Origin of the sequence: Variovorax paradoxus (assembly GCF_009755665.1) — a bacterium.
GTDB classification, from domain to species: Bacteria; Pseudomonadota; Gammaproteobacteria; order Burkholderiales; family Burkholderiaceae_C; genus Variovorax; species Variovorax paradoxus_G.
Map to the genome: position 1 here is coordinate 3,966,290 of NZ_CP046622.1, position 26,622 is coordinate 3,992,911.

32 protein-coding genes are annotated in these 26,622 nt (G+C 66.7%); 14 read left to right on the forward strand and 18 right to left on the reverse strand.

Going from position 1 to position 26,622, the window contains the following annotated elements; translation table 11 throughout:
- Positions 1-117: 117 nt before the first annotated feature.
- The 3 genes from GOQ09_RS18445 to GOQ09_RS18455 are packed head-to-tail and all read left to right on the forward strand — an operon-like array spanning position 118 to position 3,411.
- Entirely contained in the window at positions 118-1,932 is a 1,815-nt protein-coding gene (locus GOQ09_RS18445) for a glutamine--tRNA ligase/YqeY domain fusion protein (RefSeq protein ID WP_157614837.1), read from the forward strand.
- Positions 1,932-2,468 (forward strand): rRNA large subunit pseudouridine synthase E, encoded by a 537-nt coding sequence (locus tag GOQ09_RS18450; RefSeq protein ID WP_157616762.1) that lies wholly within the window; start codon positions 1,932-1,934, stop codon positions 2,466-2,468. The genes GOQ09_RS18445 and GOQ09_RS18450 overlap by 1 nt, the downstream gene beginning before the upstream one ends.
- 34 nt (positions 2,469-2,502) lie before the next feature.
- The gene (locus tag GOQ09_RS18455) at positions 2,503-3,411 is read left to right on the forward strand and encodes a M23 family metallopeptidase (RefSeq protein WP_207309869.1); all 909 of its coding nucleotides are present in this window, start codon (positions 2,503-2,505) and stop codon (positions 3,409-3,411) included.
- A gap of 64 nt (positions 3,412-3,475) precedes the next feature.
- On the opposite strand, the gene GOQ09_RS18460 is transcribed toward GOQ09_RS18455, so the two are convergent.
- The 3 genes from GOQ09_RS18460 to GOQ09_RS18470 all read right to left on the reverse strand — a co-directional run bounded on the left by GOQ09_RS18460 (position 3,476) and on the right by GOQ09_RS18470 (position 6,893).
- The gene (locus GOQ09_RS18460; protein WP_157614838.1) at positions 3,476-4,411 is read right to left on the reverse strand and encodes a succinylglutamate desuccinylase/aspartoacylase domain-containing protein; all 936 of its coding nucleotides are present in this window, start codon (positions 4,409-4,411) and stop codon (positions 3,476-3,478) included.
- 199 nt (positions 4,412-4,610) lie between these two features.
- Complete coding sequence (locus GOQ09_RS18465; RefSeq protein ID WP_157614839.1) at positions 4,611-5,813, reverse strand: ammonium transporter; 1,203 nt, start codon at positions 5,811-5,813, stop codon at positions 4,611-4,613.
- Between the two features lie 180 nt (positions 5,814-5,993).
- Positions 5,994-6,893: a LytTR family DNA-binding domain-containing protein gene (locus tag GOQ09_RS18470; protein WP_157614840.1), complete on the reverse strand. Its 900-nt coding sequence runs from the start codon at positions 6,891-6,893 to the stop codon at positions 5,994-5,996.
- Between the two features lie 163 nt (positions 6,894-7,056).
- On the opposite strand from GOQ09_RS18470, the gene GOQ09_RS18475 reads away from it, so the two are divergent.
- Positions 7,057-8,304 carry an acyltransferase family protein gene (locus GOQ09_RS18475; protein WP_157614841.1) on the forward strand — a complete coding sequence of 416 codons (1,248 nt, stop codon included), beginning with the start codon at positions 7,057-7,059 and terminating at the stop codon, positions 8,302-8,304.
- Here GOQ09_RS18475 and GOQ09_RS18480 read toward each other — a convergent pair.
- A complete protein-coding gene (locus tag GOQ09_RS18480; RefSeq protein WP_157614842.1) occupies positions 8,240-8,659 on the reverse strand; it encodes a PaaI family thioesterase in 420 nt (139 codons plus the stop codon). The genes GOQ09_RS18475 and GOQ09_RS18480 overlap by 65 nt on opposite strands.
- Positions 8,660-8,872: 213 nt before the next feature.
- Here GOQ09_RS18480 and GOQ09_RS18485 point away from each other — a divergent pair, with 213 nt between their 5' ends.
- Positions 8,873-10,525, forward strand: coding sequence for a DUF4139 domain-containing protein (locus tag GOQ09_RS18485; protein WP_157614843.1), 1,653 nt, complete (start codon positions 8,873-8,875; stop codon positions 10,523-10,525).
- A 15-nt stretch (positions 10,526-10,540) separates the two neighbouring features.
- Here GOQ09_RS18485 and ylqF read toward each other — a convergent pair whose 3' ends face one another.
- Positions 10,541-11,512 (reverse strand): ribosome biogenesis GTPase YlqF, encoded by a 972-nt coding sequence (gene ylqF, locus GOQ09_RS18490; RefSeq protein ID WP_157614844.1) that lies wholly within the window; start codon positions 11,510-11,512, stop codon positions 10,541-10,543.
- Positions 11,513-11,719: 207 nt separating this feature from the next.
- Here ylqF and bamE point away from each other — a divergent pair, with 207 nt between their 5' ends.
- The 3 genes from bamE to GOQ09_RS18505 all read left to right on the forward strand — a co-directional run bounded on the left by bamE (position 11,720) and on the right by GOQ09_RS18505 (position 13,357).
- Positions 11,720-12,328, forward strand: coding sequence for an outer membrane protein assembly factor BamE domain-containing protein (bamE, locus tag GOQ09_RS18495; protein WP_157614845.1), 609 nt, complete (start codon positions 11,720-11,722; stop codon positions 12,326-12,328).
- A gap of 143 nt (positions 12,329-12,471) precedes the next feature.
- On the forward strand, positions 12,472-12,900 hold the full coding sequence (locus tag GOQ09_RS18500) for a CBS domain-containing protein (protein WP_126746152.1): 429 nt from the start codon (positions 12,472-12,474) through the stop codon (positions 12,898-12,900).
- Positions 12,901-12,997: 97 nt separating this feature from the next.
- Positions 12,998-13,357, forward strand: a complete 360-nt coding sequence (locus tag GOQ09_RS18505; protein WP_157614846.1) for an HPF/RaiA family ribosome-associated protein — start codon at positions 12,998-13,000, stop codon at positions 13,355-13,357.
- Between the two features lie 19 nt (positions 13,358-13,376).
- Here the strand turns inward: GOQ09_RS18505 and GOQ09_RS18510 are convergent, their stop codons facing one another.
- The 6 genes from GOQ09_RS18510 to GOQ09_RS18535 form a co-directional block, all read right to left on the reverse strand.
- Positions 13,377-13,832 (reverse strand): MerR family transcriptional regulator, encoded by a 456-nt coding sequence (locus GOQ09_RS18510; RefSeq protein WP_157614847.1) that lies wholly within the window; start codon positions 13,830-13,832, stop codon positions 13,377-13,379.
- Positions 13,822-14,247 (reverse strand): nuclear transport factor 2 family protein, encoded by a 426-nt coding sequence (locus GOQ09_RS18515; RefSeq protein ID WP_157614848.1) that lies wholly within the window; start codon positions 14,245-14,247, stop codon positions 13,822-13,824. Before GOQ09_RS18515 ends, GOQ09_RS18510 begins: the two co-directional genes overlap by 11 nt.
- A gap of 98 nt (positions 14,248-14,345) precedes the next feature.
- Positions 14,346-15,269, reverse strand: a complete 924-nt coding sequence (locus tag GOQ09_RS18520) for an SDR family NAD(P)-dependent oxidoreductase (protein WP_157614849.1) — start codon at positions 15,267-15,269, stop codon at positions 14,346-14,348.
- A 113-nt stretch (positions 15,270-15,382) separates the two neighbouring features.
- A complete protein-coding gene (locus tag GOQ09_RS18525) occupies positions 15,383-15,763 on the reverse strand; it encodes a response regulator transcription factor (RefSeq protein WP_157614850.1) in 381 nt (126 codons plus the stop codon).
- 200 nt (positions 15,764-15,963) lie between these two features.
- On the reverse strand, positions 15,964-17,520 hold the full coding sequence (gene gshA, locus GOQ09_RS18530) for a glutamate--cysteine ligase (RefSeq protein WP_157614851.1): 1,557 nt from the start codon (positions 17,518-17,520) through the stop codon (positions 15,964-15,966).
- Between the two features lie 184 nt (positions 17,521-17,704).
- Positions 17,705-18,370, reverse strand: a complete 666-nt coding sequence (locus tag GOQ09_RS18535; protein WP_157614852.1) for an alpha/beta hydrolase — start codon at positions 18,368-18,370, stop codon at positions 17,705-17,707.
- A gap of 108 nt (positions 18,371-18,478) precedes the next feature.
- Here GOQ09_RS18535 and GOQ09_RS18540 point away from each other — a divergent pair, with 108 nt between their 5' ends.
- A complete protein-coding gene (locus tag GOQ09_RS18540; protein ID WP_157614853.1) occupies positions 18,479-18,943 on the forward strand; it encodes a Fur family transcriptional regulator in 465 nt (154 codons plus the stop codon).
- A 17-nt stretch (positions 18,944-18,960) separates the two neighbouring features.
- On the opposite strand, the gene zigA is transcribed toward GOQ09_RS18540, so the two are convergent.
- Positions 18,961-20,154 (reverse strand): zinc metallochaperone GTPase ZigA, encoded by a 1,194-nt coding sequence (zigA, locus tag GOQ09_RS18545; RefSeq protein ID WP_157614854.1) that lies wholly within the window; start codon positions 20,152-20,154, stop codon positions 18,961-18,963.
- A 110-nt stretch (positions 20,155-20,264) separates the two neighbouring features.
- On the opposite strand from zigA, the gene GOQ09_RS18550 reads away from it, so the two are divergent.
- The gene (locus GOQ09_RS18550; RefSeq protein WP_157614855.1) at positions 20,265-20,924 is read left to right on the forward strand and encodes a glutathione S-transferase; all 660 of its coding nucleotides are present in this window, start codon (positions 20,265-20,267) and stop codon (positions 20,922-20,924) included.
- On the opposite strand, the gene GOQ09_RS18555 is transcribed toward GOQ09_RS18550, so the two are convergent.
- The 3 genes from GOQ09_RS18555 to GOQ09_RS18565 all read right to left on the reverse strand — a co-directional run bounded on the left by GOQ09_RS18555 (position 20,925) and on the right by GOQ09_RS18565 (position 22,603).
- Complete coding sequence (locus GOQ09_RS18555; protein ID WP_157614856.1) at positions 20,925-21,722, reverse strand: enoyl-CoA hydratase/isomerase family protein; 798 nt, start codon at positions 21,720-21,722, stop codon at positions 20,925-20,927.
- 58 nt (positions 21,723-21,780) lie between these two features.
- Entirely contained in the window at positions 21,781-22,203 is a 423-nt protein-coding gene (locus GOQ09_RS18560) for a hypothetical protein (protein ID WP_157614857.1), read from the reverse strand.
- 127 nt (positions 22,204-22,330) lie between these two features.
- Positions 22,331-22,603, reverse strand: coding sequence for a DUF2164 domain-containing protein (locus GOQ09_RS18565; RefSeq protein ID WP_126746165.1), 273 nt, complete (start codon positions 22,601-22,603; stop codon positions 22,331-22,333).
- Positions 22,604-22,697: 94 nt separating this feature from the next.
- On the opposite strand from GOQ09_RS18565, the gene GOQ09_RS18570 reads away from it, so the two are divergent.
- Positions 22,698-22,907: a hypothetical protein gene (locus GOQ09_RS18570; protein ID WP_157614858.1), complete on the forward strand. Its 210-nt coding sequence runs from the start codon at positions 22,698-22,700 to the stop codon at positions 22,905-22,907.
- A 15-nt stretch (positions 22,908-22,922) separates the two neighbouring features.
- Here the strand turns inward: GOQ09_RS18570 and GOQ09_RS18575 are convergent, their stop codons facing one another.
- Complete coding sequence (locus GOQ09_RS18575; protein WP_157614859.1) at positions 22,923-23,822, reverse strand: DUF808 domain-containing protein; 900 nt, start codon at positions 23,820-23,822, stop codon at positions 22,923-22,925.
- Positions 23,823-23,906: 84 nt separating this feature from the next.
- Complete coding sequence (locus tag GOQ09_RS18580; RefSeq protein ID WP_157614860.1) at positions 23,907-24,425, reverse strand: GNAT family N-acetyltransferase; 519 nt, start codon at positions 24,423-24,425, stop codon at positions 23,907-23,909.
- Positions 24,426-24,518: 93 nt separating this feature from the next.
- Between GOQ09_RS18580 and GOQ09_RS26140 the strand changes: the two genes are divergently transcribed.
- From GOQ09_RS26140 to GOQ09_RS18590, 3 genes are read left to right on the forward strand one after another with little or no spacing between them, the layout of a single operon-like run.
- Entirely contained in the window at positions 24,519-24,668 is a 150-nt protein-coding gene (locus GOQ09_RS26140) for a hypothetical protein (protein ID WP_164547877.1), read from the forward strand.
- Positions 24,665-24,952: a VF530 family DNA-binding protein gene (locus GOQ09_RS18585; RefSeq protein WP_157614861.1), complete on the forward strand. Its 288-nt coding sequence runs from the start codon at positions 24,665-24,667 to the stop codon at positions 24,950-24,952. The genes GOQ09_RS26140 and GOQ09_RS18585 overlap by 4 nt, the downstream gene beginning before the upstream one ends.
- Complete coding sequence (locus tag GOQ09_RS18590) at positions 24,949-25,230, forward strand: 2Fe-2S iron-sulfur cluster-binding protein (RefSeq protein WP_157614862.1); 282 nt, start codon at positions 24,949-24,951, stop codon at positions 25,228-25,230. Before GOQ09_RS18585 ends, GOQ09_RS18590 begins: the two co-directional genes overlap by 4 nt.
- Before the next feature lie 18 nt (positions 25,231-25,248).
- Here GOQ09_RS18590 and GOQ09_RS18595 read toward each other — a convergent pair whose 3' ends face one another.
- Positions 25,249-26,547 (reverse strand): MFS transporter, encoded by a 1,299-nt coding sequence (locus tag GOQ09_RS18595; RefSeq protein WP_242630880.1) that lies wholly within the window; start codon positions 26,545-26,547, stop codon positions 25,249-25,251.
- Between the last annotated feature and the right edge of the window lie 75 nt (positions 26,548-26,622).

A 26,622-nucleotide genomic window follows, 5' to 3' on the forward strand; every position in this document is an offset into this window, starting at 1 on the left:
TGGGGCGTTACCCGCCCATGTAGGTATTGAACGCGCCAAATGCAAAGCGGTTGCCCGCCGTAATGTGAAGAACGTTGCCAAAAGTAACCGGCAGGGGGTGCCCTCTAGAATGCCGCAATGACCTCCCCGACCGACAAAGACAGCGCGAAAACGGCCGCTGCACCGAGTAATTTCTTGCGCCACGTGATCGAAAACGACCTTGCGCAGGGTGCCTATTCTGGCCGCAAGTGGGGTGGCTCGCCCGGCGATGCCGCCCACCATGCCCAGGGCATGCCCGATCCGGCCAAGGTCCGCATGCGCTTTCCGCCCGAGCCGAACGGCTACCTGCACATCGGCCATGCCAAGAGCATCTGGCTCAACTTTGAGCTGGCCAAGGAATACGGCGGCGTGTGCCACCTGCGCTTCGACGACACCAACCCCGAGAAGGAAGAGCAGGAATACGTCGATTCCATTCGCGACGCGGTCAAGTGGCTCGGCTACGAGACCTACCTGGCCGACCGGCCCAGCGCCCCGGGCACCCTGCAGCCGCACGAGTATTTTGCGAGCGAGTACTTCGACTTCATGTACCGCGCCGCCGAATACCTGATTGGTGCCGGCCTGGCCTATGTGGACGAGCAAAGCGCCGAGGAAATCCGCGCCAACCGCGGCGACTTCAACACGCCCGGCACCGACAGCCCCTTCCGCAGCCGCAGCGTGGAAGAAAACCTCGCCCGCTTCCGCGCCATGCGTGACGGCCAGTTGCCCGACGGCGCCGCCATCCTGCGCGCCAAGATCGACATGGCGAGCCCCAACATCAACATGCGCGATCCGGCGCTGTACCGTATACGGCGCGCAACGCACCACAACACCGGCGATAAGTGGTGCATCTACCCGATGTACACCTTTGCGCACCCGATCGAAGACGCGCTGGAGCAGATCACCCACTCCATCTGCACGCTGGAGTTCGAAGACCAGCGCCCCTTCTACGACTGGCTGCTCGACCGCTTGGCCGAGGGCGGCCTCGTCGCCAGCCCGCATCCGCGCCAGTATGAATTTGCGCGCCTCAACGTCACCCACGTGCTCACCAGCAAGCGCAAGTTGCGCCAACTGGTCGAAGAAAAGCATGTCGACGGCTGGGACGACCCCCGCATGCCCACGCTGGCGGGCCTGCGCCGCCGCGGCTACACGCCCGAGGCGCTGCGGCTGTTCTGCGAACGCAGCGGCACCACCAAGTCCGGCGGCTGGATCGACTACGCGAGCCTGGAAGCCGCGCTGCGCGACACCCTGGACCCCATCGCGCCGCGCGCAATGGCCGTGCTCGACCCGGTGAAGCTGGTCATTACCAACTGGGGCGAACTCATGGGCGGCGACGAAGTACTCGACGACTGCTCGGCGCCTGTGCACCCGCACCACCCTGAAATGGGCAAGCGCGAGTTCAAGCTCGGCCGCGAGGTGTGGATCGAGCGCACCGACTACGAGGAAGTGCAGCCCAAGGGCTTCTTCCGCCTGTTCCCCGGAAACAAGGTGCGGCTCAAGTACGGCCACGTCATCGAGTGCACCGGCGGCACCAAGGACGCGAGCGGCAAGCTCGTCGAAGTGCAGGCCACGCTGGTGCCCGACACCAAGAGCGGCACGCCCGGCGCCGACGCCATCAAGGTGAAGGGCAACATCACCTGGGTGGCCGCTGCCGATGCGGTGCAGGCCGAGGTGCGCTTGTATGAGCGGCTGTTTGCGGCGGCCAACCCGGGCAGCGGCGAGCTGATGGACGAGCTGAACAAGGCCAGCCTCGAAGCTTGCACGGCCTATGTGGAACCGTCACTCGCAAAGGCCGAGCCCGGCGTCGGCATCCAGTTCGAGCGGCATGGGTACTTCGTGCGCGACACCAAGGCTGGCGCCGACGGCAAGCCTGTGTTCAATCGCGCCGCGGGCATGCGGGACAGCTGGGGCAAGTAATCCCTTCTCGCCTCATCCGCTTCAACAAGCCCTATGGCGTGCTCAGCCAGTTCACGCCCGAGGGCCGCTGGCGCGGGTTGAAAGACTTCATCGATGTTCCCGGCGTCTATGTCGCCGGGCGCCTCGATGCCGACAGCGAAGGCCTGCTTCTGCTCACCGATGACGGCCAGCTCCAGGCGCGCATTGCCGATCCGCGCTTCAAGATGGAGAAGACCTATTGGGTGCAGGTGGAAGGCGTGCCCACCGAAGTGGCGTTAGACGCGCTGCGCGAAGGCGTGCAACTCAACGACGGACTTACGCGCCCCGCCCGCGCGCGCCTGCTCGATCCTCCGCCCGATGTGTGGGAGCGGCAACCGCCCATTCGCGAACGCAAGAGCATTCCCACCGCGTGGCTGGAGCTGTCGATCAGCGAAGGCCGCAACCGCCAGGTGCGGCGCATGACCGCGGCCGTGGGGCTTCCCACCCTGCGCCTGATACGTGCTGCCATCGGGCCGCACACGCTGGACGGACTGGCGCCCGGCACCTGGCTTGGTTAGCGCCGCAGCACACATTCCATTTATTCGACCCCGTATGCACAGCAACCGACTCCATTTCTCCGAGCTTCTCTCGCCCGCCTTGAATCGCCGTCACGCACTGCTCGGTACGCTGGGCATGCTGGCGTTGCCTGCAACGCACGCCACAGCTGCGCCCGCTGCAAAGCCCAAGCACAACCGCGCTGAAGTGTGGCCGCACGCGTCTCAGGTGCCGGGCGGCGTGGCGCGCCTGTCGCTCGGCCCAAGCGCCAAACGACCTGCCGCCTTTTCAGGCGATGTGCCATTGCTCGTGCTGGGCGATGCCATCGAATGGACGGCGCTGGTGGGCATTCCGCTCGCAGCCACGCCGGGCGACGCAAGCATTGTTGTGCGCCCCGAAAGCGGTGCAGAAAAACAGATCGCCTACACCGTGGCGCCCAAGCAATACCGCGAGCAGCGCCTGAACGTGCCACCGCGCACTGTCGACCTCTCGCCCGAAGACGAGGCGCGCTACGAGCGCGAACGCGCGCACCTTGCCACCGTGATGGCCACGTTCACCGACCTGAGGCCCGATGCCTCGCTGCAGATGCGCGTCCCCGTGCCGGGCCGTCGCTCCAGCTCGTTCGGCCTGCGCCGCGTGTTCAACGGCCAGTCGCGCAATCCGCACAGCGGCATGGACATCGCGGCCGGCACCGGCACGCCTGTGCTGGCACCGCTGCCGGGGCGGGTGATCGACACGGGCGACTATTTCTTCAACGGCGGCACCGTGTGGCTCGACCACGGCGGCGGCCTGCTGACGATGTATTGCCACCTGAGCCGGGTCGATGTGAAGGTGGGCGATGAGCTGAAGACCGGTGAGCAGCTTGCGGCTGTGGGAGCCACGGGGCGAGTGACGGGGCCGCATCTGCACTGGTCGGTGATGTTGAACCGGGCGATGGTGGACCCGGCGCTGTTTGTTGCGGCTTGAGATAACCCAGCATCGGCGACGCATTCGCCTCTGAAAGCCTCGTCGCCTGATCTGCCGACCGATCTCAGATCGGCTTCGTCAAATACACCGCCTCGCGCCCCACGATCACGCGCTGTGCGGGCATGAAGATCGTGCACTCATCGCACGGCGCGAGAATCTCGTCCGGGCCGTTGGTGGCGATCAGCTCGCCCTTGGCAAAGGTCTCGAAGCCGATCAGCGGGCGCACGAACGCAAACTCTTCGGACTTGATGATGTGCGTCTGAAGCAGCTCGAAGCGGCGCTGCGGTCCGGGCGCGGGCGCCGCCGGGTCTTTGTCGATGAGGCCGAAGTGCGCCAGAAAGTCGAGCGAGATGGCGGTGGCAAGCTCTGACGCGGAGCGCAGAAAGTGCTGGCCGCACTCGGCCACCAGCGCCACGCCCTTGCCATCGCGAAGGCCGTGGCGGCCATGCTGGATCAGCGGCGTGCCGGAGCCCAGGCCTTCGGGCATGACCAGGTGCACCGAAGGGCGGCCAAGGGCCAGTGCCGCTTCGGCGTTGCGGTCATAGGCCGGGTACACCCAGAACGGGATCACCGGCTGGCTGGTGGAGTGGATGTCCAGGATGTGGTCGGCCGCGCTCACCACCGGGCGCAGCACGCGGGCGCGGCGCAGTTCGGGGCTGTCTTGGGTGCCGTCGAGCCACTCGGGCGACCAGATGCGGTTGAGGTTGTGCACCAACTGGCGGCTGTCGAAGGGCAGCGCCTCGTTGAACGACTCGTAGGCCTCCACGTTGGCAAAGCTCACGGTAAGCGTGCCGATCTTGGGGCGCACGTTGGTGTCGAGCAGATGCGTGGCCGCCGTCATGCCGCAGATTTCATTGCCGTGCGTGAGCGCGTTGATCAGCACGTGCGGCCCGGGCTTGCCCGATTCGAAGCGGTGCACGTAGTCGATGCCGATGTTGCCCTTGCGGTACGCGGAGATGTCGCGGGGGAGGACTTCGAGGGCGGGGGGCGTTTGGGTCATTGGCTGTGTGAATATTCAAGCGGAGGGGTCGGGCGAGTTTGCTACAGGCCGCGCTTTTTTGCTCTTGTGCCGGCCGCAGCTACATTGAGCGAACAGTCGCATACGGGATCGCTCAACCCCGTCTTTCTCGAGCAAGCCGGATGCATACGCTTCAAATTTGAAGCGTATTCGCCGCAAATACGCTTCAGCCCAGCTTCACTTACCAGTTCACCTCACGCTCCGGCGTCGCGGAAATGTGATGGATCGACAGGTCCGCGCCGTCGTATTCCTCTTCCTGCGTGAGCCGCAGGCCCATGGCCGCCTTGAGCGCGCCGTACACCACCGCGCCCGCAAGCGCAGCCCATGCCACGCCCACCAGGGTGCCGATGAGCTGCGCCCACACGCTCACCTCGCCGATGCCGCCCAGCGCCTGCGTGCCGAAGATGCCGGCCGCGATGCCGCCCCAGGTGCCGCACAGGCCGTGCAGCGGCCACACCCCGAGCACGTCGTCGATCTTCCATTTGTTCTGCGTGAGGGTGAACATGAAGACGAAGATGCCGCCGGCCACGCCGCCCACCACCAGCGCACCCAGCGGATGCATCAGGTCGGAGCCGGCGCACACGGCCACCAGCCCGGCGAGCGGGCCGTTGTACACAAAGCCGGGGTCGTTCTTGCCCATGGCCAGCGCCACCAGCGTACCGCCCACCATGGCCATGAGCGAATTGACGGCGACCAGGCCGGAGATCTTGTCGATGGTCTGGGCGCTCATCACGTTGAAGCCGAACCAGCCCGCACACAGGATCCACGCGCCCAGTGCCAAGAACGGAATGTTCGAGGGCGGATGCGCACTCAGCGAGCCGTCGCCGCGGTAGCGATTGCGGCGCGCTCCCAGCAGCAGCACGGCCGGCAACGCAAGCCATCCGCCGACCGCGTGCACCACCACCGAACCCGCGAAGTCATGAAACTCGTGGCCAGTGGCCGCGGCAATCCACTCCTGGATGCCGAATGCCTTGTTCCACGCAATCCCCTCATACAGCGGATAGACAAGGCCGACGATGACGGCCGTGGCGATGAGCTGCGGCCAGAACTTGGCGCGCTCGGCGATGCCGCCCGAAATGATGGCCGGAATGGCCGCGGCAAAGGTCAGCAGAAAGAAAAACTTCACCAGCTCGTAGCCGCTCTTGGCCGCCAGTTCGGTCGCGCCGACGAAGAAGTGAGTGCCATAGGCAACCCCATAGCCCACTAGGAAGTACACGACGGTCGAGACCGAGAAATCGACCAGGATCTTGACCAGCGCATTGACCTGGTTCTTCTTGCGCACGGTGCCCAGTTCCAGAAAGGCGAAACCGGCATGCATGGCAAAGACCATGATGGCGCCGAGAAGGATGAACAGCGCATCTGCGCCCTGTTTGAGTGCGTCCATGGGAGCTTCTTGCAGTTTTTGGTTTGAATTGGTGCATCGCACCCGAATCGCTCGGGGCAGCGCCGCAAGGAAGCAAAAATGGTGCCTGAATGCTCTTTCATGGTGCTCATCGGCGCGAAATGAGCGTTCTCAGTGCAAACACCGCACCGGAACAGGACGCGCGAAGAGGCGGCGCCCTCGTCAGCCCAGGCCCGCGCGCAGCGCATCGCGATAGCGCCGGCTGCACGGCACGGTAGAACCATCGTGCATATGCAGCCGGGCGTCGCCGCCGTCGAGCGGCTCTATCTCCTTGATGCGCCCCAGGTTGACCGCGTGGCTGCGGTGCACGCGCACGAACCGGGCAGGGTCGAGTTGCGTCAGAAAGTCAGTGAGCGTGGCGCGCAGCAGATAGTCGTGGCCGTTGACATGCAGGCCGACGTAGTTGCCTTCTGCCTGGAGCCAATCGATGTCGCCGGCGGCAATCAGGAATTCGCGCCGCAGCTTGCGCACCAGAAAGCGCTCGGGCCGAGAGGGCTGCGCAGGCGGCGCCGGTTGATGCACGCCGGGCTCGGCGGACGCCGCCTCGGGCGGGTCGAGCACACGCGCCTCGCCCTGCAGCCGCAGCATGAAGACGCCGTAGACCCAGATGCCGAACACCATCGACAGGTAGGCGCGCACGTCCTTCAGGTATTCGTAGCCCCAGCGCCCCGTCCAGCCAGCGAAGTCGTAGCGCTCGCCCATGGCCGAATAGACCACGGCCCGCAGTGCGAACATCGCGGCCACGTGCACCAGGCTGAAGACGACGCTGGCGGCCAGGTGCCAAGCCAGATAGCGCAGCAGATGCGTGCGCGCCAGCGGCGAAAGCCGGCGCTGGACGGCGACAACGGCCGGCACCAGCGCCAGCAGCACAAGATGGCTGGACACCTCCCAGGTCACGATTTCCCAGGCGGCGCGCGGCACCGCGCGATCGCGCGCATCGATCAGCGCCACGGTCGTGTTGAACACCGCCTGCAGCGCCATGAAGACGACCCAGAAGCCCACTTCCACCCAGCGGCGGATGGGCTCGTAGCGCTCGTACAGGTTCTTTCGGGAATCTCCCATGCCCGGGATTCTCGCGATGATCCGCGCACCGGCGGGCGAATTTCGTCCCTGGCGGGCACCGCTCGTCACAAACAGGGGACGATCCGTCCCTTGTGCGCGCTGCAGGCGGCGGCCGGGCACGACCATCGCGGCTTCTCTCCAGCGCTTTCAATGAGGAGCCCCGATGCCCGCATCTCCCGCATCTCCCATTTCGCCCGATCGCCGGCACGACATCGACGCGCTGCGCGCGCTAGCCTTCCTGCTCGTCATCCTGTACCACGTGGCGATGTACTACGTGGCCGACTGGCCCTGGCACCTGAAGAGCCCGCATGCGGCCGAATGGCTGCAGTGGCCGATGCGCGTGCTCAACCTATGGCGCATGGACCTGGTGTTCCTGATCTCGGGCGTGTCGCTGGGTTTTTTGAGCCGCAAGCAGGGCACCTGGCGTTTGCTGCGCAGCCGCGGCGCCCGCTTGATGCTGCCGCTGGCCTTCGGCATGGCGGTGATCGTGCCCTACCAGGCCTATGCCGAAGGCGTGGCCAACGGACTGGTGGCGCCGGGCTTCGGCGCCTTCTTGCTGCGCTACCTGCCCATGAACGACCCGTGGCCGAAGCAGGCGTTCGCGGGCGCGGAGTTCGGCATTACCTGGAACCATCTCTGGTACCTGCCCTACCTGTTCACCTACACGGCGCTCATCGCGCTGACGCTGCCGCTGTGGCGCTCGCGCGCGGGCCAGTGGATGCGCCGCAGCTTCAACGCGCTGCGCGGCTGGAAGCTGCTATGGCTGCCGGCGCTTCCGCTATTGCTCTGGACGATGCTGCTGGCCCGGCACTTTCCGCCGACGCACAACCTGGTTCACGACTTCTACCTGCACAGCATCTTCTTCACCGTGTTTCTGTACGGCTACTGGATGGGCGCGGACACCGGCGTGTGGCGCGAGCTGGCGCGCTTGCGCCGCCTGTCGCTTGCGCTGGCCGCGGCGGTGATTGCGGCTTTCATCGTGCTGCGGCTCGGCGTGAAGAGCCCGCCTTCGGGCGTGCTGATGGACGCGCTGCGCATGCTCTACCTGTGGCTGGCGGTGGCCACCATCCTGGGTCACGGCCACCGCTACCTGAACAGGCCCTGGCGGTGGCTGCGCTGGGCCAACGAGTCGGTGTACCCGTGGTACGTGCTGCACCAGACGCTGATCATCGCGGGCATCGCGCTGCTGCCACCGCTCGCGCTGGGGCCGGTGCTGGAGCCCGCCTTGCTGGTCGCGCTGACCATCGCCGGCTGCTGGGCACTCACCGACGGGGTGATTCGCCGCTTGAACTGGCTGCGGCCGCTGTTCGGATTGAAGCTCCGGCGGGCCCGCGGCAAAGCAGAAATCACTTCACCGGCGGAGCCTCTTCCACCGGAACCAGGATGGCGCTCCCGGTCGCCACGAGCTTGAGGCTGTCGCCCTCCCCCTGGCCGTAGAGCTCGGCGGTGGTGAACACCTGCTTGCGGCCTGCCTTCACGACCTTGCCGCGCGCGATGAAGGCGCGGCCCAGCGCGGGCGAGAGGCAGCTCACCGAAAAGTGCGAGGCCAGCACCCGCCCCGCCACCGTGGCCGCCGCAAAGCCGCAGGCCGTGTCGAGCATTGCGCCGATGAGCCCCGCGTGCAGAAACCCGGCGTACTGGCCCATGTCTTCCTCGCGCCACTCCATGCGCAGTTCGGCTTCGCCCGCGGCGGCGCGGGTGACTTCGAAACCGGCCCAGCGATTGAAGGCAGCGGTTTTGTTGATGGCCTGAATGGTGTCGAGCATGGGGGTCTTTCAAAAAGAAAGGATGGAGCGTCGAAGACGATGAAAGATACGGAGAGCCACTCTACGAAGCGGCTCCGCCGGGCGCCGTCGCGCGGGAGACCCGCACCGCTTCGACAGTTGCCTTGGCGACAGCGCACTTTTTTTGCCGGAACTTAACCCCGGTTTGGAAGCCCCGCCGTATGAGTGGAGGAACGATCCACTACCGAGGCTCCGATGAAAGCGATCTCTTCTTCCTCCTTCTTCTTCCGTGCCGACCTGCGCGCCACCGTCGTTGCCGCAGCCTGCCTGGTGCTCGGCACCGGCGCCAATGCGCAGGCCGTGGCAACCGCCGCCGGCGCAGACGCGTCGCGCATCACGCAAGTCAAGGTGTACCCCGGCAGCGCCACGGTGGAGCGCGTGGCGCGGGTCGCGGCCGGCAGCCGGTCGGTCACCTTTGCCTGCCTGCCCGCCGGGCTCGACGTGCAGAGCCTGCAGGTATCGGCCGGCGCCTCGGTGCGCCTGGGCGAAACCTCGGTGCTCAATGAGCCGCGCGAACTCTCCGCACGTTGCGCGACCAGCGCGCTCGACGGACGCATTCGCGACCTGGAAGACCAGAAGGCTGCATTGCAGGCCGAGAGCGATGCGCTCGGCCTGGTCACCGGCTATCTCAAGGGGCTCTCGGGCAGCGGCGAGCCGGCGCAAGGCGCCCGCGCACCGATGGACGCACGCAACCTTGCCGCAATGACCGACGCGATGCGCCGCACCGGGCAGGATTCGCTGCTGAAGCAGCACCAGATCCAGCGCAAGCAGACCGACATCGACCGCCAGCTCAACCCGCTCCTGGCCGAGCGCACGCGCACACAGGGCAACGGCACGCAGGTCGTGGCCGTGACCGTCACGCTGGCCGCCAGCGCCGACACCGACGTGAAGCTCAGCTACCAGGTCAACGGCCCGGGCTGGACGCCCACCTACCGCGCACTGCTCGACACCGCCACCCGCAAGGTGCGCATCGAGCGCCAGGCGCTGGTGGCGCAGGCCACGGGCGAAGACTGGCGCGGCGTGAAGCTGGTGCTTTCCACCGGCCAGCCGCGCCGCGAAACCACGGGCCGCACGCCAAGCGCGTGGCGCATCGGCATCGAGCCGCCGCAGCGCGCACCCGCAAGCCCGGCCGTCGCGATGATGGCGGCGCCGGCGCCCGCGGCATCACTCGACCGGAAGCGCGCCATGGCCGAAGCTGCGGAACCGCTTTTCGACGTGGCCGTGTTCGACAACAGTTTTGCCACCGAATTTGCCGTGCCGCAGAGCATCGACGTGCCGTCCAACGGCCAGCGCGTGACGCTGGCACTGGGCCAGCATGAAGACACGGCGAAGCTTGCCGCGCGCACCAGCCCGCGCGTAGACGCCAGCGCCTTCCTGGTCGCAGAACTCGCGCAGCCCTCAGGTGTATGGCCGGCCGGGGCGTTGCAGCTGTACCGCGATGGCAACTTCGTCGGCAGCGGCCGATGGAATGCACCCACCGATGCAAAGCTCACGCTCTCCTTCGGCCGCGACGAACTCGTGCGCGTGCAGGCCGAGCCCGAGCAAAACAGCCAGGGCACGGGCGGCTTTGTCGGTTCGCGCGCCGAGCGCAAGGTGCAGCGCGCCTATGTCGTCGAAAACCGCCACCGCACGCCCATTGCGGTGCAGGTGCTCGAGGCCGCGCCGGTTTCCGTCGACGAGCAGGTGCGCGTGGCCGCGCAGTTCGCGCCGCAGCCGGGTGAGCTGGCCTGGAACAAGCAGCCGGGCCTCGCGATGTGGAGCTTCGACCTCGATGCCGGCAAGACCGCGCGCGTGGCGGCCGACTACACCATCAGCTACCCGAAGGACGCTCGCCTGCAGATGCGCTGAGCGAGCGCGCCCTGTTCAGCCCGCCTCGGGCGCCTGGCCTTCCGAAGGCTCGGCGCCCGGCTTGCGCTTTTTGCCGCGTGCCGCCTTCTTGGCTGCACGTTCGGCATCGATGCGCTGGCCCTCGGCCAGCCATTGAAGGAACTCCGCGGGCGTCTCGAGCGTGATGCGCCCCAGGTTGCCGGCGCGGAACTCGTGCATGACGATCTCCGCGGCCTTTTGCAGATTGACGCGGCCCTTGCCCAGCAGCGCGCCGCGTTTGCGGCCGATGGCGTCGAGCAGCTCTTCGTCCTTCATGGCGGCAATGGCGGCGGCGTCGTGCTCGGCCAGCTTGAAGCGCGCGGTGATGCCCTCGGCATAGTTCGCCTTCAGGTAGTTGAGCAGCTCCAGCGCCACTTCTTCCTCGTCGAAGGCGTTGCGGCCCACAGCGCCGCTCGCTGCCAGGTTGTAGCCGCTCTTGGGCACCACGATGCGCGGCCACAGCATGCCTGGCGTGTCCCACAGGTAGAAGTCGTCGGCCAGCGTGATGCGCTGTTCCAGCTTGGTAATGCCGGCCTCGTCGCCGGTCTTGGCCTTGCGGCTGCCGGTCAGCGTGTTGATGAGCGTGGACTTGCCCACATTGGGAATGCCGCAGATCAGCACGCGCATCGGCTTGGCCATGCCGCCGCGGTTGGGCGAAAGCTCGTGGCAGGCGCGCACGATGGCCTGCGCCGGCGTGGTCTGGCTCGCGTCGAGCGCAATGGCGCGCGTGGCCGGCAGCCCGTTGTAGTGCGCGAGCCAGAGCGCGGTGCGCGCCGGGTCGGCCAGGTCCTGCTTGTTCAGCACCTTCAGCGAGGGGCGGCCGGCCGTGAGATCGGCCAGCATAGGGTTGGCGCTGGAGCCGGGCAGCCGCGCGTCGAGCAACTCGATGACCACGTCGATGTCCTTCACCCGCTCGGTGATGGCCTTCTGGGTCGTGTACATGTGCCCGGGGAACCACTGGATCGCCATCGATGGATGCTCTTTCTTTCGCTCTGTCTGGGAGGGGCCGGCTCGAAGGCCAGGTGCGCATTGTCGACGGGGAACGTGCGGCAGATCACACCGCTACGTTTTCCATAGCTGCAGACGGCCATTTTGCCTGCGCTGCGGCGTGCCGCACCCCTAGAATCCGCGCGCTGCACCCGCAGCCGCTTTCAAATAATCATTCGAGGGAAATCCATGTTCAAGCGCCTTGCCGCTGCCGCCCTGCTGGCAGCCACCGTTGGTTCCGCGACAGTCGCAACCGTTGCCCATGCCCAGCGCCCCACGCCGCCGCAAGGCCCGATGATCGACGGCTACCTGTGCTGCAACATGCGCACCTACGGCAGCTCGATCAGCGACATCAACTACGACGAGCAAGGCACCAGCATCGTGGCCGTGGGCACGCCGGCCCGCATCACGGCCTACGACATGCGCTGGTTCAGCGCCGACCTGGCCGGCAAGCCGCAGCGCATCAAGAACGACTACAGCCGCAACATCACGCTGATCGACTTTGCCAAGCGTTACGTGGTGACCGAAGACCCCAAGCAGAAGATGGCGGCCTTTCCGCCCGCGATCCGCAATGCCATCCTTGCCGTGAAGGTGATGCCCGGCATGACGCGCGAGCAGGTGCTGATGGCCATCGGCTACCCCGTTGCCGCCGAGAACCCCAGCCTCGACGCACCCACGTGGCGCTACTGGCGCGACAGCTGGTCCGAGTACCAGGTCAACTTCGACGAGAAGGGCCTGGTCAAGTCGGTGATCGGCGACCCGGTGGCGCTCAGCCGCGTGCTGGCACCAACACCTTAGTTCGCGTTGGCGCGCGTCTCGGCGAGACACGTGCAATCCATTAGATGTTTTGCATCGCGGGGGGCTGTTCCGCCCCTATCATTTGACTGAACGCGGCGCATCGGCGCGTCGGTCGAATTGAAACTTTTGATGGAGTTACCGCGATGAAACCCGTCTCCGAACTGCTCAAGCGCCACGACTCCGCGGCATGGCGCACCTCGCCGGACGCCAGCGTGTTCGACGCGCTGGCCACCCTGGCGCATTTCGAAGTGGGCGCGCTCATGGTGATGGACGGCGAGAAACTGGTGGGCTTTCTTTCCGAGCGCGACTACACCCGCAAGGTGGCGCTGCAGGGCAAGAACTCCAAGGAAATGAAGGTCTCGGAGATCATGACGCCCGACGTGATGACCGTGACCCCGCAAACCCGCACGCGCGCCTGCATGGCGCTCATGAGCCAGCGCAAGTTCCGCCACCTGCCGGTGGTCGACGGCGACAAGGTGGTGGGAATGATCTCCATCCAGGACCTGATGGACGACATCATTGCCGACCACGAAGTGACCATCGCGCAGCTCACAACCTATATCCAGAGTTGATCCCATGCCTGCCCCAAGGTGGGGAACACGCCTACGCGCACCGGGCCTGTTTAGGGCGCACAGTAGGGGCTCGTTCATCCATCAGCAGGAACACGGCATGCAGATTCAGGTCAACACGAGCAACGGTGTCAACAACAAGGACGCGCTGGAGCGCTGGGCCGATACGGAGATCAAGCAACAGCTGGGCCGCTTCGTCGACGACGTGACCCGCGTCGAAGTGCACCTGAGCGACGAGAACCACGACAAGGCCGGTGCGGGCAACAAGTGCTGCGTGATGGAAGCACGGCTTGCGCACCACCAGCCGCTGGCCGTGACGCAATACGCCACCACCCTGGACGAAGCCTTTCGCGGCGCGGCCGAAAAGCTCAAGCGCCTGCTCGACAACACGCTGGGCCGGCTGAACAACCACCGCGACCGCGACTCCATCCGCAAGGACGCAGGCTTTATCGCGGAGTAGCGCCGGCAAGCGCCCGCGCCTACCGCCGATTGCGGGGCTTCCGCGCGGGTGACTTGGGGCCGGACGTCTCGGCCGGAATCAACGGCGGGCGGTGGCCGGTCTGCATCCACTCGTCGTAGAAATCGATCTTGCGGTCGACCAGCGACAAGGCGCGCTTCCACTCGGCGATGGTTTCGGTTACGCGCGCGCGGTGCGCCGCGAGCAGGTCGCGCCGCTGCGGGAGCGTGGTCTTGCCCAGCAACGCAAGCGCGGTGTACTCCCGCATCTCGGCAATGGTCATGCCGGTGCGGCGCAGCCGGTCCATCAGGTCGAGCCAGCCCACGTGCAGTTCGCCGTAAAGGCGCCGGCCGCCCTCGTCGCGCGAAACGCCGGGCACCAGGCCTTGCGCCTCGTACCAGCGGATGGCGTGCACCGTGCGGCCGGTGCGCGTGGCCAGTTCGCCGATATGGAACGGGGTGCCGCCGTCAGCCGTCATGGGCGGCGGCGGGGGGCGCCTGCAGCGCCTCCTGCACCAGTGCGGTGTCGAAGTACTCGGTCAGTTCCTTCACCTTGCCTCCTTCGAGTCGATAGACGTAGCAATAGCGGTTGTTGTAGCGCTTGCCGGCCTTGGTGGGCACGTCGCCGCTGAACAGCACCACCACCCGGTCGTCTTCGGCAATGATGCGCTCGGTCTTGCTCCGGTAGGGGCCCGCGAACTGCGCGAACAGCGGCTTGATCAGCTCTTCGCGGATGGCCGCCTTGCCCGCATAGGTGCGCGACCAAGGCGTGGTGCCTTCGAGCGTCCAGGCGGCATCCTCGGCCAGGCTGTCGATGAAGAGCTGGCCGTTGCCCTGGTCCAGCGCGGCATGGATGCGCTGCACCAGCGCCTTGTTGTCTGTCGTCGTGTTCATGGCTGCATTTCCTCGTGGAATGAATGAACCGGAAGTCCCGGTGAATTCATTGGAAATGCTCGAGTGCACTCCAGGTCAAGCGCCGTGAACAGGTTGCGTCAGCTCTTCTTCGCGTTGGCCATGGCCTTGCCCACTTCGTTGCTGCCCTGGGCCGAACCGCTCTGGGGCACGATCTCGCCGTCGCGCGAGGTCACATCGGCAAGCCGCGCGGCCAGTTGCTCGGGCGTGTCAACGCCAATGCCCAGCCAGGCACCTTGCGTGAGGGTGATGTGCGCGGCCTCGAAGGTGCCGGCGCCCGCGCAAAGAATGGTGCGGTTCGGCGCGTCGGCAGAGGCCAGCACCAGCATGGCGGGCACCACCGCCTCGGGCTTGAGGGCTTCGAGCACTTCCTTCGGCATCAGGCCCTCGGTCATCCGCGTGGCCGCGGTGGGCGCCAGGCAATTGACGCGGATGTCGTTCTTGGCGCCTTCGATGCTCAGCGTTTGCATGAGCCCCACCAGCGCAAGCTTGGCGGCGCCGTAGTTGCTCTGGCCGAAGTTGCCGTAGAGCCCGGAAGACGAGGTGGTCATCACGATGCGGCCGTACTTCTGCTCGTTCATGAGCGCCCAGACGGCCTTGGTGCAGTTCACCGCGCCCATCAGGTGCACGTCGACCACCAGCTTGAAATCGGCAAGCTCCATCTTGGCAAAGCTCTTGTCGCGCAGGATGCCGGCGTTGTTGACCAGGATGTCGACCCGGCCCCAGGCATCGACCGCCTGCTGCACCATGGCCTGCACCGCATCGAAGTCGGTCACCGAGGCGCCGTTGGCCATGGCCTCGCCACCGGCGGCCTTGATTTCGTTGACCACGGCTTGCGCGGCGCTCACCGAACCGCCGGAACCGTCGGCCGCGCCGCCCAGGTCGTTGACCACCACTTTGGCGCCCCGCGCCGCCAGGGCCAGCGCATGCTGCCGGCCGAGCCCGCCGCCCGCGCCGGTCACGATGGCCACTCGGCCCTTGAAGTCGATGGTGCTTTGGGTCATCTCTTGCTCTCTGCTTTCTTTGCTTGGGGTGGGGTATGCGTATGACCGCCGCGGGCGGCCGCGTGGCGTTTTACCCCAGAAAAGCACGTCGGCGCGAGCGGCCGCGCGCGCGCTCAGTCACGCGCGTGACGCAGCGTTTCGCAATAGGCCACCAGCTGGTCGAGCTCGGCCGACTTGTCGAAGAAGGCATCGGCGCCCAGCTGGGCGGAGCGCTGGCGCATGTCGGAGGTGGCGTAGTTGCTCAGCACGACGACTTTCTGGCTGGCCATGCGGTCTCGGCAGGCCCTGACCACGCCCAGGCCGTTGCCGCGCTCCAGGAAAAGATCGACGATGGTCAGGTCCCAGTCGTTGCGATGCTGGCGCAGCCAGCGCACCGCCTCTTCCTCGCTGCTGGCGCAGGCGACCACGTCCGCGTCGGCCACGTCGTGCAGGAAGCCGACGAGGTTTTCACGGATGAGGGCGCTGTCCTCGACAAGATAGGCCTTGAAGCTCATGCCGGAATCTCCGGCCAAGCGACGGGCCGGAATACGAATCTGTTGCTGCTTGCGGGGTGCATGCTGTCCATGGTCTCCGGCGCGGCGGCGCGCGCGGTGAGTCATGCAGGCCAATGCCTGTAGGCCATCGGCGCCCGCAAATGTCGTCAGGCGGGCTGCCCCTTGGTGAGACGCGTAGGACAGCCCGGCTCGTCAGCCGGTCAGGCCGCGACGGCCATCCGTCCGCGGCCGAGCCCCAGGCGCGCCGGCGACACGTACTGCTCGCGGTAGATCTCGAAGGGCATGGTGTCGGCGGCCTCGATGCGCTTTTGCTCCTGGATCGATTGCTCGGTCATGCGCTCGAACTCGGCCTGCTGCTCGGGCGGGAACGGCAGGGCCAGGAGCGCTGCCCGGGTCTGCTCGGACTGCGCGCGAATGAAGCCGATGAACGAGTTGCCGTGCTGTTGCTCCACGGCAGCGAGGACGCGCGCCGAGGGCAGGCTGTCCGGGTCCTGCAGGGCGGCCAGCGCCGCTTGCACCGCTTCGGCATGCTGCGTGCCGCCGTTCGCGGCGTCGAGCGCGGCGGCAATGGGCAGGCATTGCTCCACCAGTTCGATGCCCCAGTCGGCCAGCGCCACCTCGCGCCCGCCCCGCAGCAGGTGCAGGCCAGGCTCGCGGCCGCGCGCGGCGGTGAGGTGCTGGTTGTGGGCCAGTTCGGCAATTTCCTGCGGGGTGTCGGCCGGGCTGTCGCTCAGCAGGCACTGCAGCAGGAACACGTCGATAAAGCGCATCGTCTGCGCATTGATGCCCACCGGCTCGAACGGGTCGAGGTCCATCAGCCGCACCTCGACGTATTCGACGCCCCGCTCGCGCAGCGCATGCAGCGGCCGCTCGCCGGGGTTGATCACGCGTTTGGGGCGGATGGTGCCGTAGAACTCGTTCTCGATCTGCAGCAGGCTGGTGGCAAGCTGGTTGTAGTCGCCGCCCAAATTGCGGATGCCGATGGCTTCGTAGGCCGGCCAGGGGCGCGTGAGCGCGTCCTGCAGCGAGGCGCCGTAGCCTTCAAGGCTGTTGTAGCTCACGGCCAGCGAGGCCTGCGCGTCGCTCTGGTAGCCGAGACGCCCCATGCGCAGCGAGGTGCCGTGCGGCATGAACATGCTGCCGTCGCCCAGCGGCTGAAGCTCGTGCGGGCGGCCCGCGACAAAGCTCGAACACAGCGCCGGTGAAGCGCCGAACAGGTACAGCAGCAGGAAGGCGTGGCGCCGGAAATTGCGGATGAGGGCGAAATACTGTTCGCTGGACACATCGGGCAACGACCAGTTGTAGTGAATGCCCGAAATGGTCTGCATGCGCCGGCCGTAGCGGTGGCTCAGGCCCATGCGGTAGACGCTCTTGGCGCGCCCGATGTTCGAGGAGCCGTAGCGCCCGATGGGAATGGTTTCGTCGGTCGGCAGGCCGCAGGGCATGCTCGACACCCACAGGCGCTCGTCGCCGAGCGAGTCGAGCACGCGGTAGGTGAACTGGTGCACGCGGGTCAGCTCGTCGAGCGCCGACTGCACATTGGCATGCACGCCGGTGATGAGCTCGAGTTGCGATTCGCTGAAGTCGGTGGTGATGTGCGGATGGGTGAGCGCCGACCCGAGCGCGACGGGATGCGGGGTGAGCGCGAGTTTGCCGTCCGGCAGGGCGCGCAGGCTTTCCTTTTCGATGCCGCGCCGCATCCCCTTCAACCTCGCGGTTGAGAGCGCACCCAACCTCTCCTGCAATCTGCTGCTCATATTGTTATACCCGTCAATCTTCTGAGGGGCTGGAAGGTAGCACGCCCGCGCGGGCACTGCTCGTGCAGGGAATCCCTCCTTCCGCTATGCTGGCCGGCGCTATTGTTTTGCTAGCAAAGTTCATGATGCTTGCGCTTTCAGGGTGGCCGGGTGGGAAGGCTGGAGCCAGGCGCGAACTGCCGCGCTATGACGCCAGCACGCGCAGCAGGAACCGGTTCAGGTCGGCAATTTCCTCCATGCAGACCGAATGCGCCATGGTGTATTCATGCCACTCGACGGTGTAGCCCAGCGCGGTGAGCGCGTCGCGCGACTGCAGCGCCCTGTCGAATGGCACCACCGGGTCTTGCCGGCCATGGGCCAGGAAAACCGGGGTTTCGTGATTGGCCGCATGGCGCTCCGCCGCGGTGGTGGCTGCAATGGGCAGATAGCCCGAGAGGCCGACGATGCCCGCCAGCCGCTCGGTATGGCGCAGGCCGGTCATCAGCGCCATGGCGCAGCCTTGGGAGAAACCGGCCACCACGATGCGCTCGGGCTTGATGCCGCGGGCTTTCTCGTTGGCAATGAGCGCTTCGATCGCAGCTTGCGAGCGGCGCAGGCCCGCCTCGTCTTCGCGCGCGACCAGGTCGGCCACCGCAATGTCGTACCACGCCGGCATCTGGTAGCCGCCGTTGATGGTGACCGGGATCACCGGCGCATTCGGAAACACGAAGCGCACGGGGCCCACGCTCGACAGGTCGAGTTCGTTGGCAATCGGCACGAAGTCGTTTCCGTCGGCGCCAAGGCCGTGCATCACGATCACCGTGGCGGTGGGATGGGGAGCGGTTTCGATTTCGATCGGGGAGCGGGACATGGTCGGTAGAAGGTATTCAGAGACGCCAAAAACCAGACCTTAGCGCATTCGGGCCGCCCGGGGCGCGGTCTCACGGAATGCAACACAATGGCGGTTCACGCAAAACCCATGAGCCCACACCCAAAGCCCTCTCCCTCCACGGCATCAGGCAGCCAAGCCTTGCTGCGCAGCAGCGGCCTGCGCGTGACGCGCGCCGCGCAAACCGTGCTGGACCTGCTGGAACACGCTCCGCAGCCGCTGACGCACGACGACGTGGTTGCCGCCTACACCGGTGCCACCGGTGCCCCGCCCGACCGCGTGACGATCTACCGCGTGCTCGACCGCCTGGTCGAGGCCGGCCTGTGCGATCGCCGCGTGGGCGCGGACCGCATCAACCGCTTTGCGCGCCACGTGGAAGCCGCTTCGGGCAACATCTTCGAGTGCGACCAGTGCCATAAGGTGCTGGCGCTGCCTTCCGACCCCGAACTGCCCAAGGTAATGAGCCGGCTCGGCCGCGAGTTGCGCAAGCAAGGCATCGACACGCGCCGCACCGCGCTCACGCTGCACGGCACCTGCGGGGATTGCAGGGGCTGAGCGCCGCCGCGGGACGGCTACACGTTCCAGGACGGAAAAGGGTCCGGAAGATTGGCCCACCATGAAGCGCCGTAGCGCATTTCGCTTTCGGTCAGCAGGCAGGCGTCGAGCCGCGCACGCAGTTCGGCCTCGTCCATTCCGATGCCAATCAGCACCAGCTCCTGCCGCGCGTCGCCGGTGGCGGGATCCCAGTTCTTGCGGATGAGCTGCAACGCTTCTTCCTCGGCAGGCCAGTGCTCGCGCGGCACGGCGGCCCACCACAGGCCGGCCACGCCGTAGCGGCAGGCGCCACCCGCCTGCGACCAGGAGCCCGCGCGCGTGGCCCGGCTCGCGAGCCAGAAGAATCCCTTGGAACGCACCACACCTTCCCACTCGCTTTGCACCAGGTCCCAGAAGCGCTGGGGATGAAACGGCAGCCGCGCGCGGTACACGAAGCTGCGAATGCCGTAGGTGTCGCTCTCCGGCGGGTGCTCGCCGCGCAGCTCGGCCAGCCAGCCGGGCGCCTGTTCGGCCTGATCGAAATCGAACAGGCCCGTGTCCAGCACGCGATCGAGCGCCACGCGGCCGAACTCCGACGTCTCGATGCGCGCACGCGGGTTGAGGCTGCGCAGAATGGCCATCAGCCGGCCGCGCTCTTCGGCGGTGACGAGGTCGGTCTTGTTGACCACCAGCACGTCGCAGAACTCGATCTGCTCGATCAGCAGGTCGACCACGGTGCGGGTGTCTTCATCGCCGAGCGACTGGCCGCGCTGGCCCAGGCTGTCGGGCGAGCCGTAGTCGCGCAGGAAGTTGAAGGCGTCGACCACCGTCACCATGGTGTCCAGCCGCGCCACGTCGGCCAGGCTCTTGCCGTCTTCGCCGGCAAAGGTGAAGGTCTCGGCCACTGGCAGCGGCTCCGAGATGCCGGTCGATTCGATCACGAGCTGGTCGAAGCGCCCTTCCTTCGCGAGCCGGCTCACCTCGACGAGCAGGTCTTCGCGCAGCGTGCAGCAGATGCAGCCGTTGCTCATCTCGACCAGCTTCTCGTCGGTGCGCGAAAGCTGGGCGCCGCCGTCTCGCACCAGCGCCGCGTCGATGTTGACCTCGCTCATGTCGTTGACGATGACCGCCACGCGCCGCCCCTCGCGGTTGTGCAGGATGTGGTTGAGCAGCGTGGTCTTGCCGGCGCCGAGAAAGCCGGACAGCACGGTAACGGGAAGGCGTTGGGTCATAGGCTTGGCTTTACATGCAACAGAATTGCATTATATGGAGCAACGCAACCATGTTGCATTTAACCGAAGCGACAATTCCTGGCCCGGCCCGGCATAGACTCTCGCGTTCGATGCCGCACCCGAGCCTCCCCGTTCTCTACAGCTTTCGCCGTTGCCCGTACGCAATGCGCGCCCGTTTGGCGTTGGCCGCCAGCGGCGAACCTTGCGAGCTGCGCGAAGTGGTCTTGAAGAACAAGCCCGCCGAGATGCTGGCCGCCTCGCCCAAGGGCACAGTGCCCGTGCTGGTGCTGCCCGGCGCTACGGTGCTCGAACAAAGCCTCGACATCATGCTGTGGGCCCTGCGCCGCAACGACCCGCTGCGCTGGCTAGAGCCCGAGGCGGGCGCGCTTGACGACATGCTCGCGCTCATCGCCGCCTGCGACAACGACTTCAAGCCCCAGCTCGACCGCTACAAATACCCAGGGCGGTTCAGCGAATTACCCGAGAACGCATGCGAAATCGGCTCGCAATTTCTGTTGCGGCTCGAGGCAATGCTTGCCGCGGGTTCGGGCCAGCTTTTCGGCGCGCGAGCCGCGTTGGCCGATGCCGCCGTCATGCCCTTCGTGCGGCAGTTCGCAATGGTCGATCCCGCATGGTTCGAAAGCCAGCCCTGGCCGCAGTTGCGCAGCTGGCTGGCAGGTTGGACCGGGTCGCAGCTGTTCGAGCGCGCGATGCGGAAGTACGAGCCGTGGGCATCAGGCTCGGCCGGCGTCGCCTACCCGCCGGCCTGATCAGCCGAAGTTCGGCGCCCGCCGTTCGCGCAGCGACGCCACGCCCTCGCGCACGTCGGCGCCGGCAAAGCCCATGAATTCGAGCGCCAGCGAGGCGTCGAACGTGGGCCCGGCCTGTCGCAGCCAGTTGTTGAGCGCGTACTTGGTGAGGCGAATCGCGCTCTGGCTGCCGGCCGCCAGCCGGTCGGCCACTTCATAGGCGCGCGGCAGCAAGTCGGCCTCGTCCACCGCGAGCGACACCAGGCCGTTGCGCTCGGCCTCCTCGCCGCTCACCGGCTCGCACAGCAGCAGGTGGTACTTGGCCTTGGCCATGCCGCACAAGAGCGGCCAGACGATGGCCGCATGGTCGCCCGCCGCGACGCCCAGGCGCGTATGGCCGTCGACGATCTTCGCGCCCTTGCTGGCAATGGAAATATCGGCCAGCAGCCCCGCCACCAGCCCGGCGCCCACGGCCGGGCCGTGCATGGCGCTCACGATCGGCTTGTCGCAGTTGATGATGTTGTAGACGAGGTCGCGCGCCTCTTTCCATACGCGCTGGCGCACCGCGTCGTCGGTGGTCATGTCCTGCACCATGGCCAGGTCGCCGCCGCCGGAAAAACCCAGCCCCTCGCCCCGCAGCACCGCGCAGCGCACCGTGTCGTCGGCCGCCACGTCGCGCCAGATTTCCGCGAGCTCCCGGTGGCCGTCATGGCCGGCCGTCGGCAGCTTGCCGTTGGCGGCGCGCATCTGGATATCGAGCACCGCATCGTTGATGCCGCGGCGCGTGATGGCAAGGGTCTGGTAGCGGGTGTAGTCCATGCGTGTCTCCGCCCCGCATGCGTGCGGGGATGTTCTTTTGCGTCGAAAGACGGGAACGCTATTTTCGCGCGGCAAGCTCGCGGCAGCGCTGCACGTTGGCTTCGAAGCGCGGTGCCAGCCCGGGCTCGCACACGTCGCCCGAGGGGTTGAGCTTGCACATGCCGACCACCGCATAGTCCATCACGGCCTCGGTGCACATCGGGTACTTCGCCAGATCGGGGTTCGCCTGGGCCTTGAAGCCCCAGCGCTCCGAGAACTGCACCACGCGGGCCGTGGCGCCGTGGAAGAAGCTGCGGTCGCGGGCCGCGATGGCGGCCTCCATGCGGGGCAGTTCCTCGTTGAGATAGCCCACGGCTTCCAGTGGGAAACCCGAAGGATCGGGCTGTGCGGCGGCAAGCGTTGCAGCCAGCGCAAGCGGCACGGCGGTGAAGCTGCGCAGCAGCGAAGACCTGGAGAAGATGGGCGCGCGGTTGTATTGCATGGGGTCCCATTTTGCAGCGGCGGCGTAACCATGTGTATGTTCATGGAAAGCTGGCCCTCTGCGGGCCGCGACCGCGTCGCCCCTGCACAACGCCTGCCAGCGCATTCGCTCGCCCCAAGGCGCCCGGTCACTTGCCCTTTTTCTGCCGGTCGAACTTGCGCCAGTACTGGAATTCGTCTTCGTGCACTTCGAGGTCGACTTCGGAGATGCGAGCCTGCAGGCGCTCCTGCACGTCGGCCACCGCCTTGTTGTAGACGATGGGCCCGACCTCCTCGAGAAAGAAGCCGAGCAGCGCGCCGGCGGCGATGTTCCCGATCGGCTCTTCCATGTTCTCTCGAAAGTAGCGCTCGATCGACGCGATGGCTTGCTGCCGTGCTTCCTTGGCGATCTCGATGGTCATGCGGTTCCTTGGGGGTTTTGCCGTTCGATTCTGCAGCGCGTTCGTCTTGCGACAATGGCGCACCTGCCGACCTCCACCAGCGACTCACGAAACCATGGCCTCAAGACAACTCCGCACGATCGAACGCGGCATTCTTTGCGTACTGATCGGCGCCGCCGTTCTGCTGGGGCCGCGCTTCCTGCAGGGCACGCGCTGGTTCGAGATGGTGGCGGGCGCGTCGGTGGTCGGCTGGTTCGCCCTTGCGCTGGGCGTGGCGCTGATCGTGGTCGACCTGGTGCAGCGCGCCAAAGCGCGGCGTCAATAAAAAGCCGCGCTGCGCTCAGCGGCGGAGCTTCTTGACGAGCTCGACCACCGCGAGCACCACGGCACCGGCAACAAGGCCGACACCCGCGTTCACGCCCATCGATCCGAGCGCGCCGAACACACCGCCGGTGGCCTCGGCCCAGTGTTCGACCGCATGGCCGAACGCGGGAACGCCGTGCACCAGGATGCCGCCGCCCACGAGGAACATGGCGGCGGTGCCCGCAATCGACAGCCCCTTCATGAGCCAGGGCGCCGCGGCCAGGATGCCGCGGCCAAGCGCCTGCGCGGCCTTGCTGGCCTGCTGGCTCAGGTAGAGGCCCGCGTCGTCGAGCTTCACGATGCCGGCCACCAGGCCGTAGACGCCGACGGTCATGATCAGCGCAATGCCCGCGAGCACGGTGAACTGCGTGACGAAGGGCTGGCCCTGAACAGTGCCCAGCGTGATGGCGATGATTTCCGCCGAAAGAATGAAGTCGGTGCGCACCGCGCCCTTGATCTTGTCCTTCTCGACGGCGACCACGTCGATGGTCTCGTCGGCCACCGCCCGCTCGTGGCGCGCGGTGTCGGCGTCGTGCTCCTGCTTGTGCAGGAACTTGTGGGCCAGCTTCTCGCAGCCTTCGAAGCAGAGGAACGCGCCGCCGATCATCAGCAGCGGCGTCACCAGCCAGGGCAACCATGTGCCGATGGCCAGCGCCGCGGGCACCAGGATGAGCTTGTTGACGAACGAGCCCTTGCACACCGCCCAGACCACGGGCAGTTCGCGCTCGGCCTTGACGCCCGAAACCTGCTGCGCATTGAGAGCCAGGTCGTCGCCCAGAACGCCGGCCGTTTTCTTGGCGGCTACCTTGGTGAGGATCGAGACGTCGTCCAGAACGGTGGCGATGTCGTCGAGCAGCAGAAGCAGGCTGGTGGCCATGGCAATGGTCGGTGTAAAAAAAGAATCGGCGAGCTTAGCCGCAACCGCGGCCCTCGCCGGCAATACCCGTACGCGGCAGGCGCGTCAGACGACGTTGCGCTTGAGGCGGATTTCTTCGACGCGCACCGTGCCGAGCGCCGTGGTCTTGGCGGTCTTCATTTCGCGCTTGAAACCGGCGAGTTCGAAAAAGCGCATGGCGCGGTCATTGCGAATCGGCACCCACGCGGTGACGGTGGTGCAGCCTTCTTCTTCGAGGCCTTCGCGCGCGGCGTCCCAGAGCGCCACGCCGAGGCCCTTGCTCCAATGCTCCGGTTTGACATAGAGAGCCCAGATCTCGCCTGCGGTGGAAGGCGTCTTGGGATCGCGCGAGCGGTCGAAGCCGACAAAGCCGACGATTTCGCCGCCCAGCACCGCAACCTGCACCTGCGGCTCGCTGAACTCGATGGCTTCGCGCCACTTGGCTTCGCGGGTGGCGGGGGCCAGCGTGCGCAGCTCTTCCTCGGGCAGGATGCCCTGGTAGGCAGCCTGGGCGGCCAGGGTGTGGACTTCGGCGACGGCCTTGGCGTCGCGCATCGTGGCGGGGCGAACTTCGTAATCTGACATGGATGCGGAAAATCAAATGGAACCGCGTATTGTCGCCGCACCGCTAAACTGCTTGTTGCACACGCACCAGACACACATCAACAGGAGGTAGATATGGCCAAGGGTCAACAACGCGCGAACAAGGAAGCCAAGAAACCGAAGAAGGACACTTCGCCGCCCAAGCCCGCGGGCACCGGCGGCATCGAGCCGGTCCGCACCATCACCACCGCGGTCATTCCGCGCGGCAAGCTCAAGAACAAGTGACCGACGAATCGCCAGCGCCCGCCAAGCCGGCCCAGCCACGGAACCCGTTGCACGGGCTCACGCTGGAAGCCATCGTCACGGCGCTGGCCGATTACTACGGCTGGGAACAGCTCGGCCAGCTCGTTCCCATCCGCTGCTTCACCTTCGAGCCGAGCGTGAGCTCCAGCCTCAAGTTCCTGCGCAAGACGCCGTGGGCGCGCGAGAAGGTCGAAAGCCTTTATCTCTTCATGCTGCGCGAACAGCGCCGCGAGCAGCAGCAACAGCAGCAACCCCCGCAGCGATGAGGGTTCGGCTCGAACCGTCGGGCCTTGGCTTCGAGGCCGAGGCCGGCACCACGCTCCTGAAGTCGGCCGAATCAGCCGGAATCGAAATGCCGAGCTCCTGCCGCAACGGCACCTGTCGCACCTGCATCTGCCAGCTGCTGTCGGGCTCGATACGCCACACCGTCGAATGGCCAGGCCTGAGCGCCGAGGAAAAGGCCGAGGGCTGGATATTGCCCTGCGTGGCCGAGGCGCAGAGCGATGTAACGATCGATGCGCCCCGGGCGTTTTCGGTCTTCTGAGAGCCTGTCCAGCCCTCTTCAGCTCTGCTTGACGGGCTGGGCCGGCGCCGCGATCACCAGCCGATCCCGCTGCGCGAGCGACGGAAACAGCTTGAACCAGCCCAGCGCCACCATCATGGTTCCCACGCCGCCCAGCACCACCGAGCCCACCGGCCCCAGCAGCGCCGCCGTGGCGCCCGATTCGAACTCGCCCAGCTGGTTGCTGGCCCCGATGAAGATCGAGTTGACCGCACTCACCCGGCCACGCATGGCGTCGGGCGTTTCGAGCTGCACGAGGGTCTGCCGGATCACCACGTTGACCATGTCGGCCCCACCGGACACCGCCAGCGCGATCAGCGAAACGACGAAGCTGCGCGAAATGCCGAACACCACCATGCACAGCCCGAAGAGCCCGACGGCGATCAGCAGGGTGCGGCCGATGTTGCGCTCGATGGGCCGGCGCGTGAGCGCAATCGACATCACGAGCGCGCCCACAGCGGGCGCGCTGCGAAGCAGGCCGAGGCCCCATGGCCCGGTGTGCAGGATGTCCTTGGCGTAGATGGGCAGCAGCGCTACGGCGCCGCCCAGCAGCACCGCGAAAAGATCGAGCGACACGGCGCCGAGCACGGGCTTGCGCTTCCAGATGAAATTGACACCCGCGAACACCGTGGCCAGCGTGACTGGCTCGCGCGCCGCCGGGGTATGGGCGTAGCGCAGCCGCAGCACCAATACGCAGGCAATGGCAAAGCACAGCACGCTCGCGCCGTACACCACCGCCATGCCCGCCACGAACAGCAGGCCGCCAAGCGCCGGCCCGCCGATGATCGCGCCCTGCATGCCGGCCGAGCTGAAGGCCATGGCCCGCGGCAGCATGGTGGGCGGCACCAGGAGCGGCGTCAGCGCCTGCTGCGCCGGCATCTGGAAGGCCCGCACCGCGCCGAGCACCAGCGACAGCCCCAGCAGCAGCCCACGCGTGTCGAAGCGCTGCGCCACCGCGAGCAGCAGCACCAGCGCCACTACCCCCTGCACCGCAAAACAGGCCGCCACGATGCGGCCACGATGGCGGCGGTCGACCACGTGGCCGGCCAGCAGCGCCAGCAGCAATGCGGGAACGAACTGGTAGAGGCCGACGAGGCCGAGATCCCAGGCGCTGCTGGTGAGTTCGTACATGTGCCATCCGATGGCCACCAAAAGCATCTGCGACGCCGCGGTGCCGAAAAGCCGCGCCACCCACAACTGCATGAACGGACGCTCGCGCCTGAGTTGGGAAAAGCTCGGGGGCGCGGGAACGGCGGCGGAAATGGGAGAAGGAGAGGCAGGAGAAGCGGGGCCGGACATTCGTTCGAGGATAGCCGAGGCTTCATGAGCCTCGCATGAGGGCGGGCTCTCCTCCGTGCCCCTCCTACCGGTCAT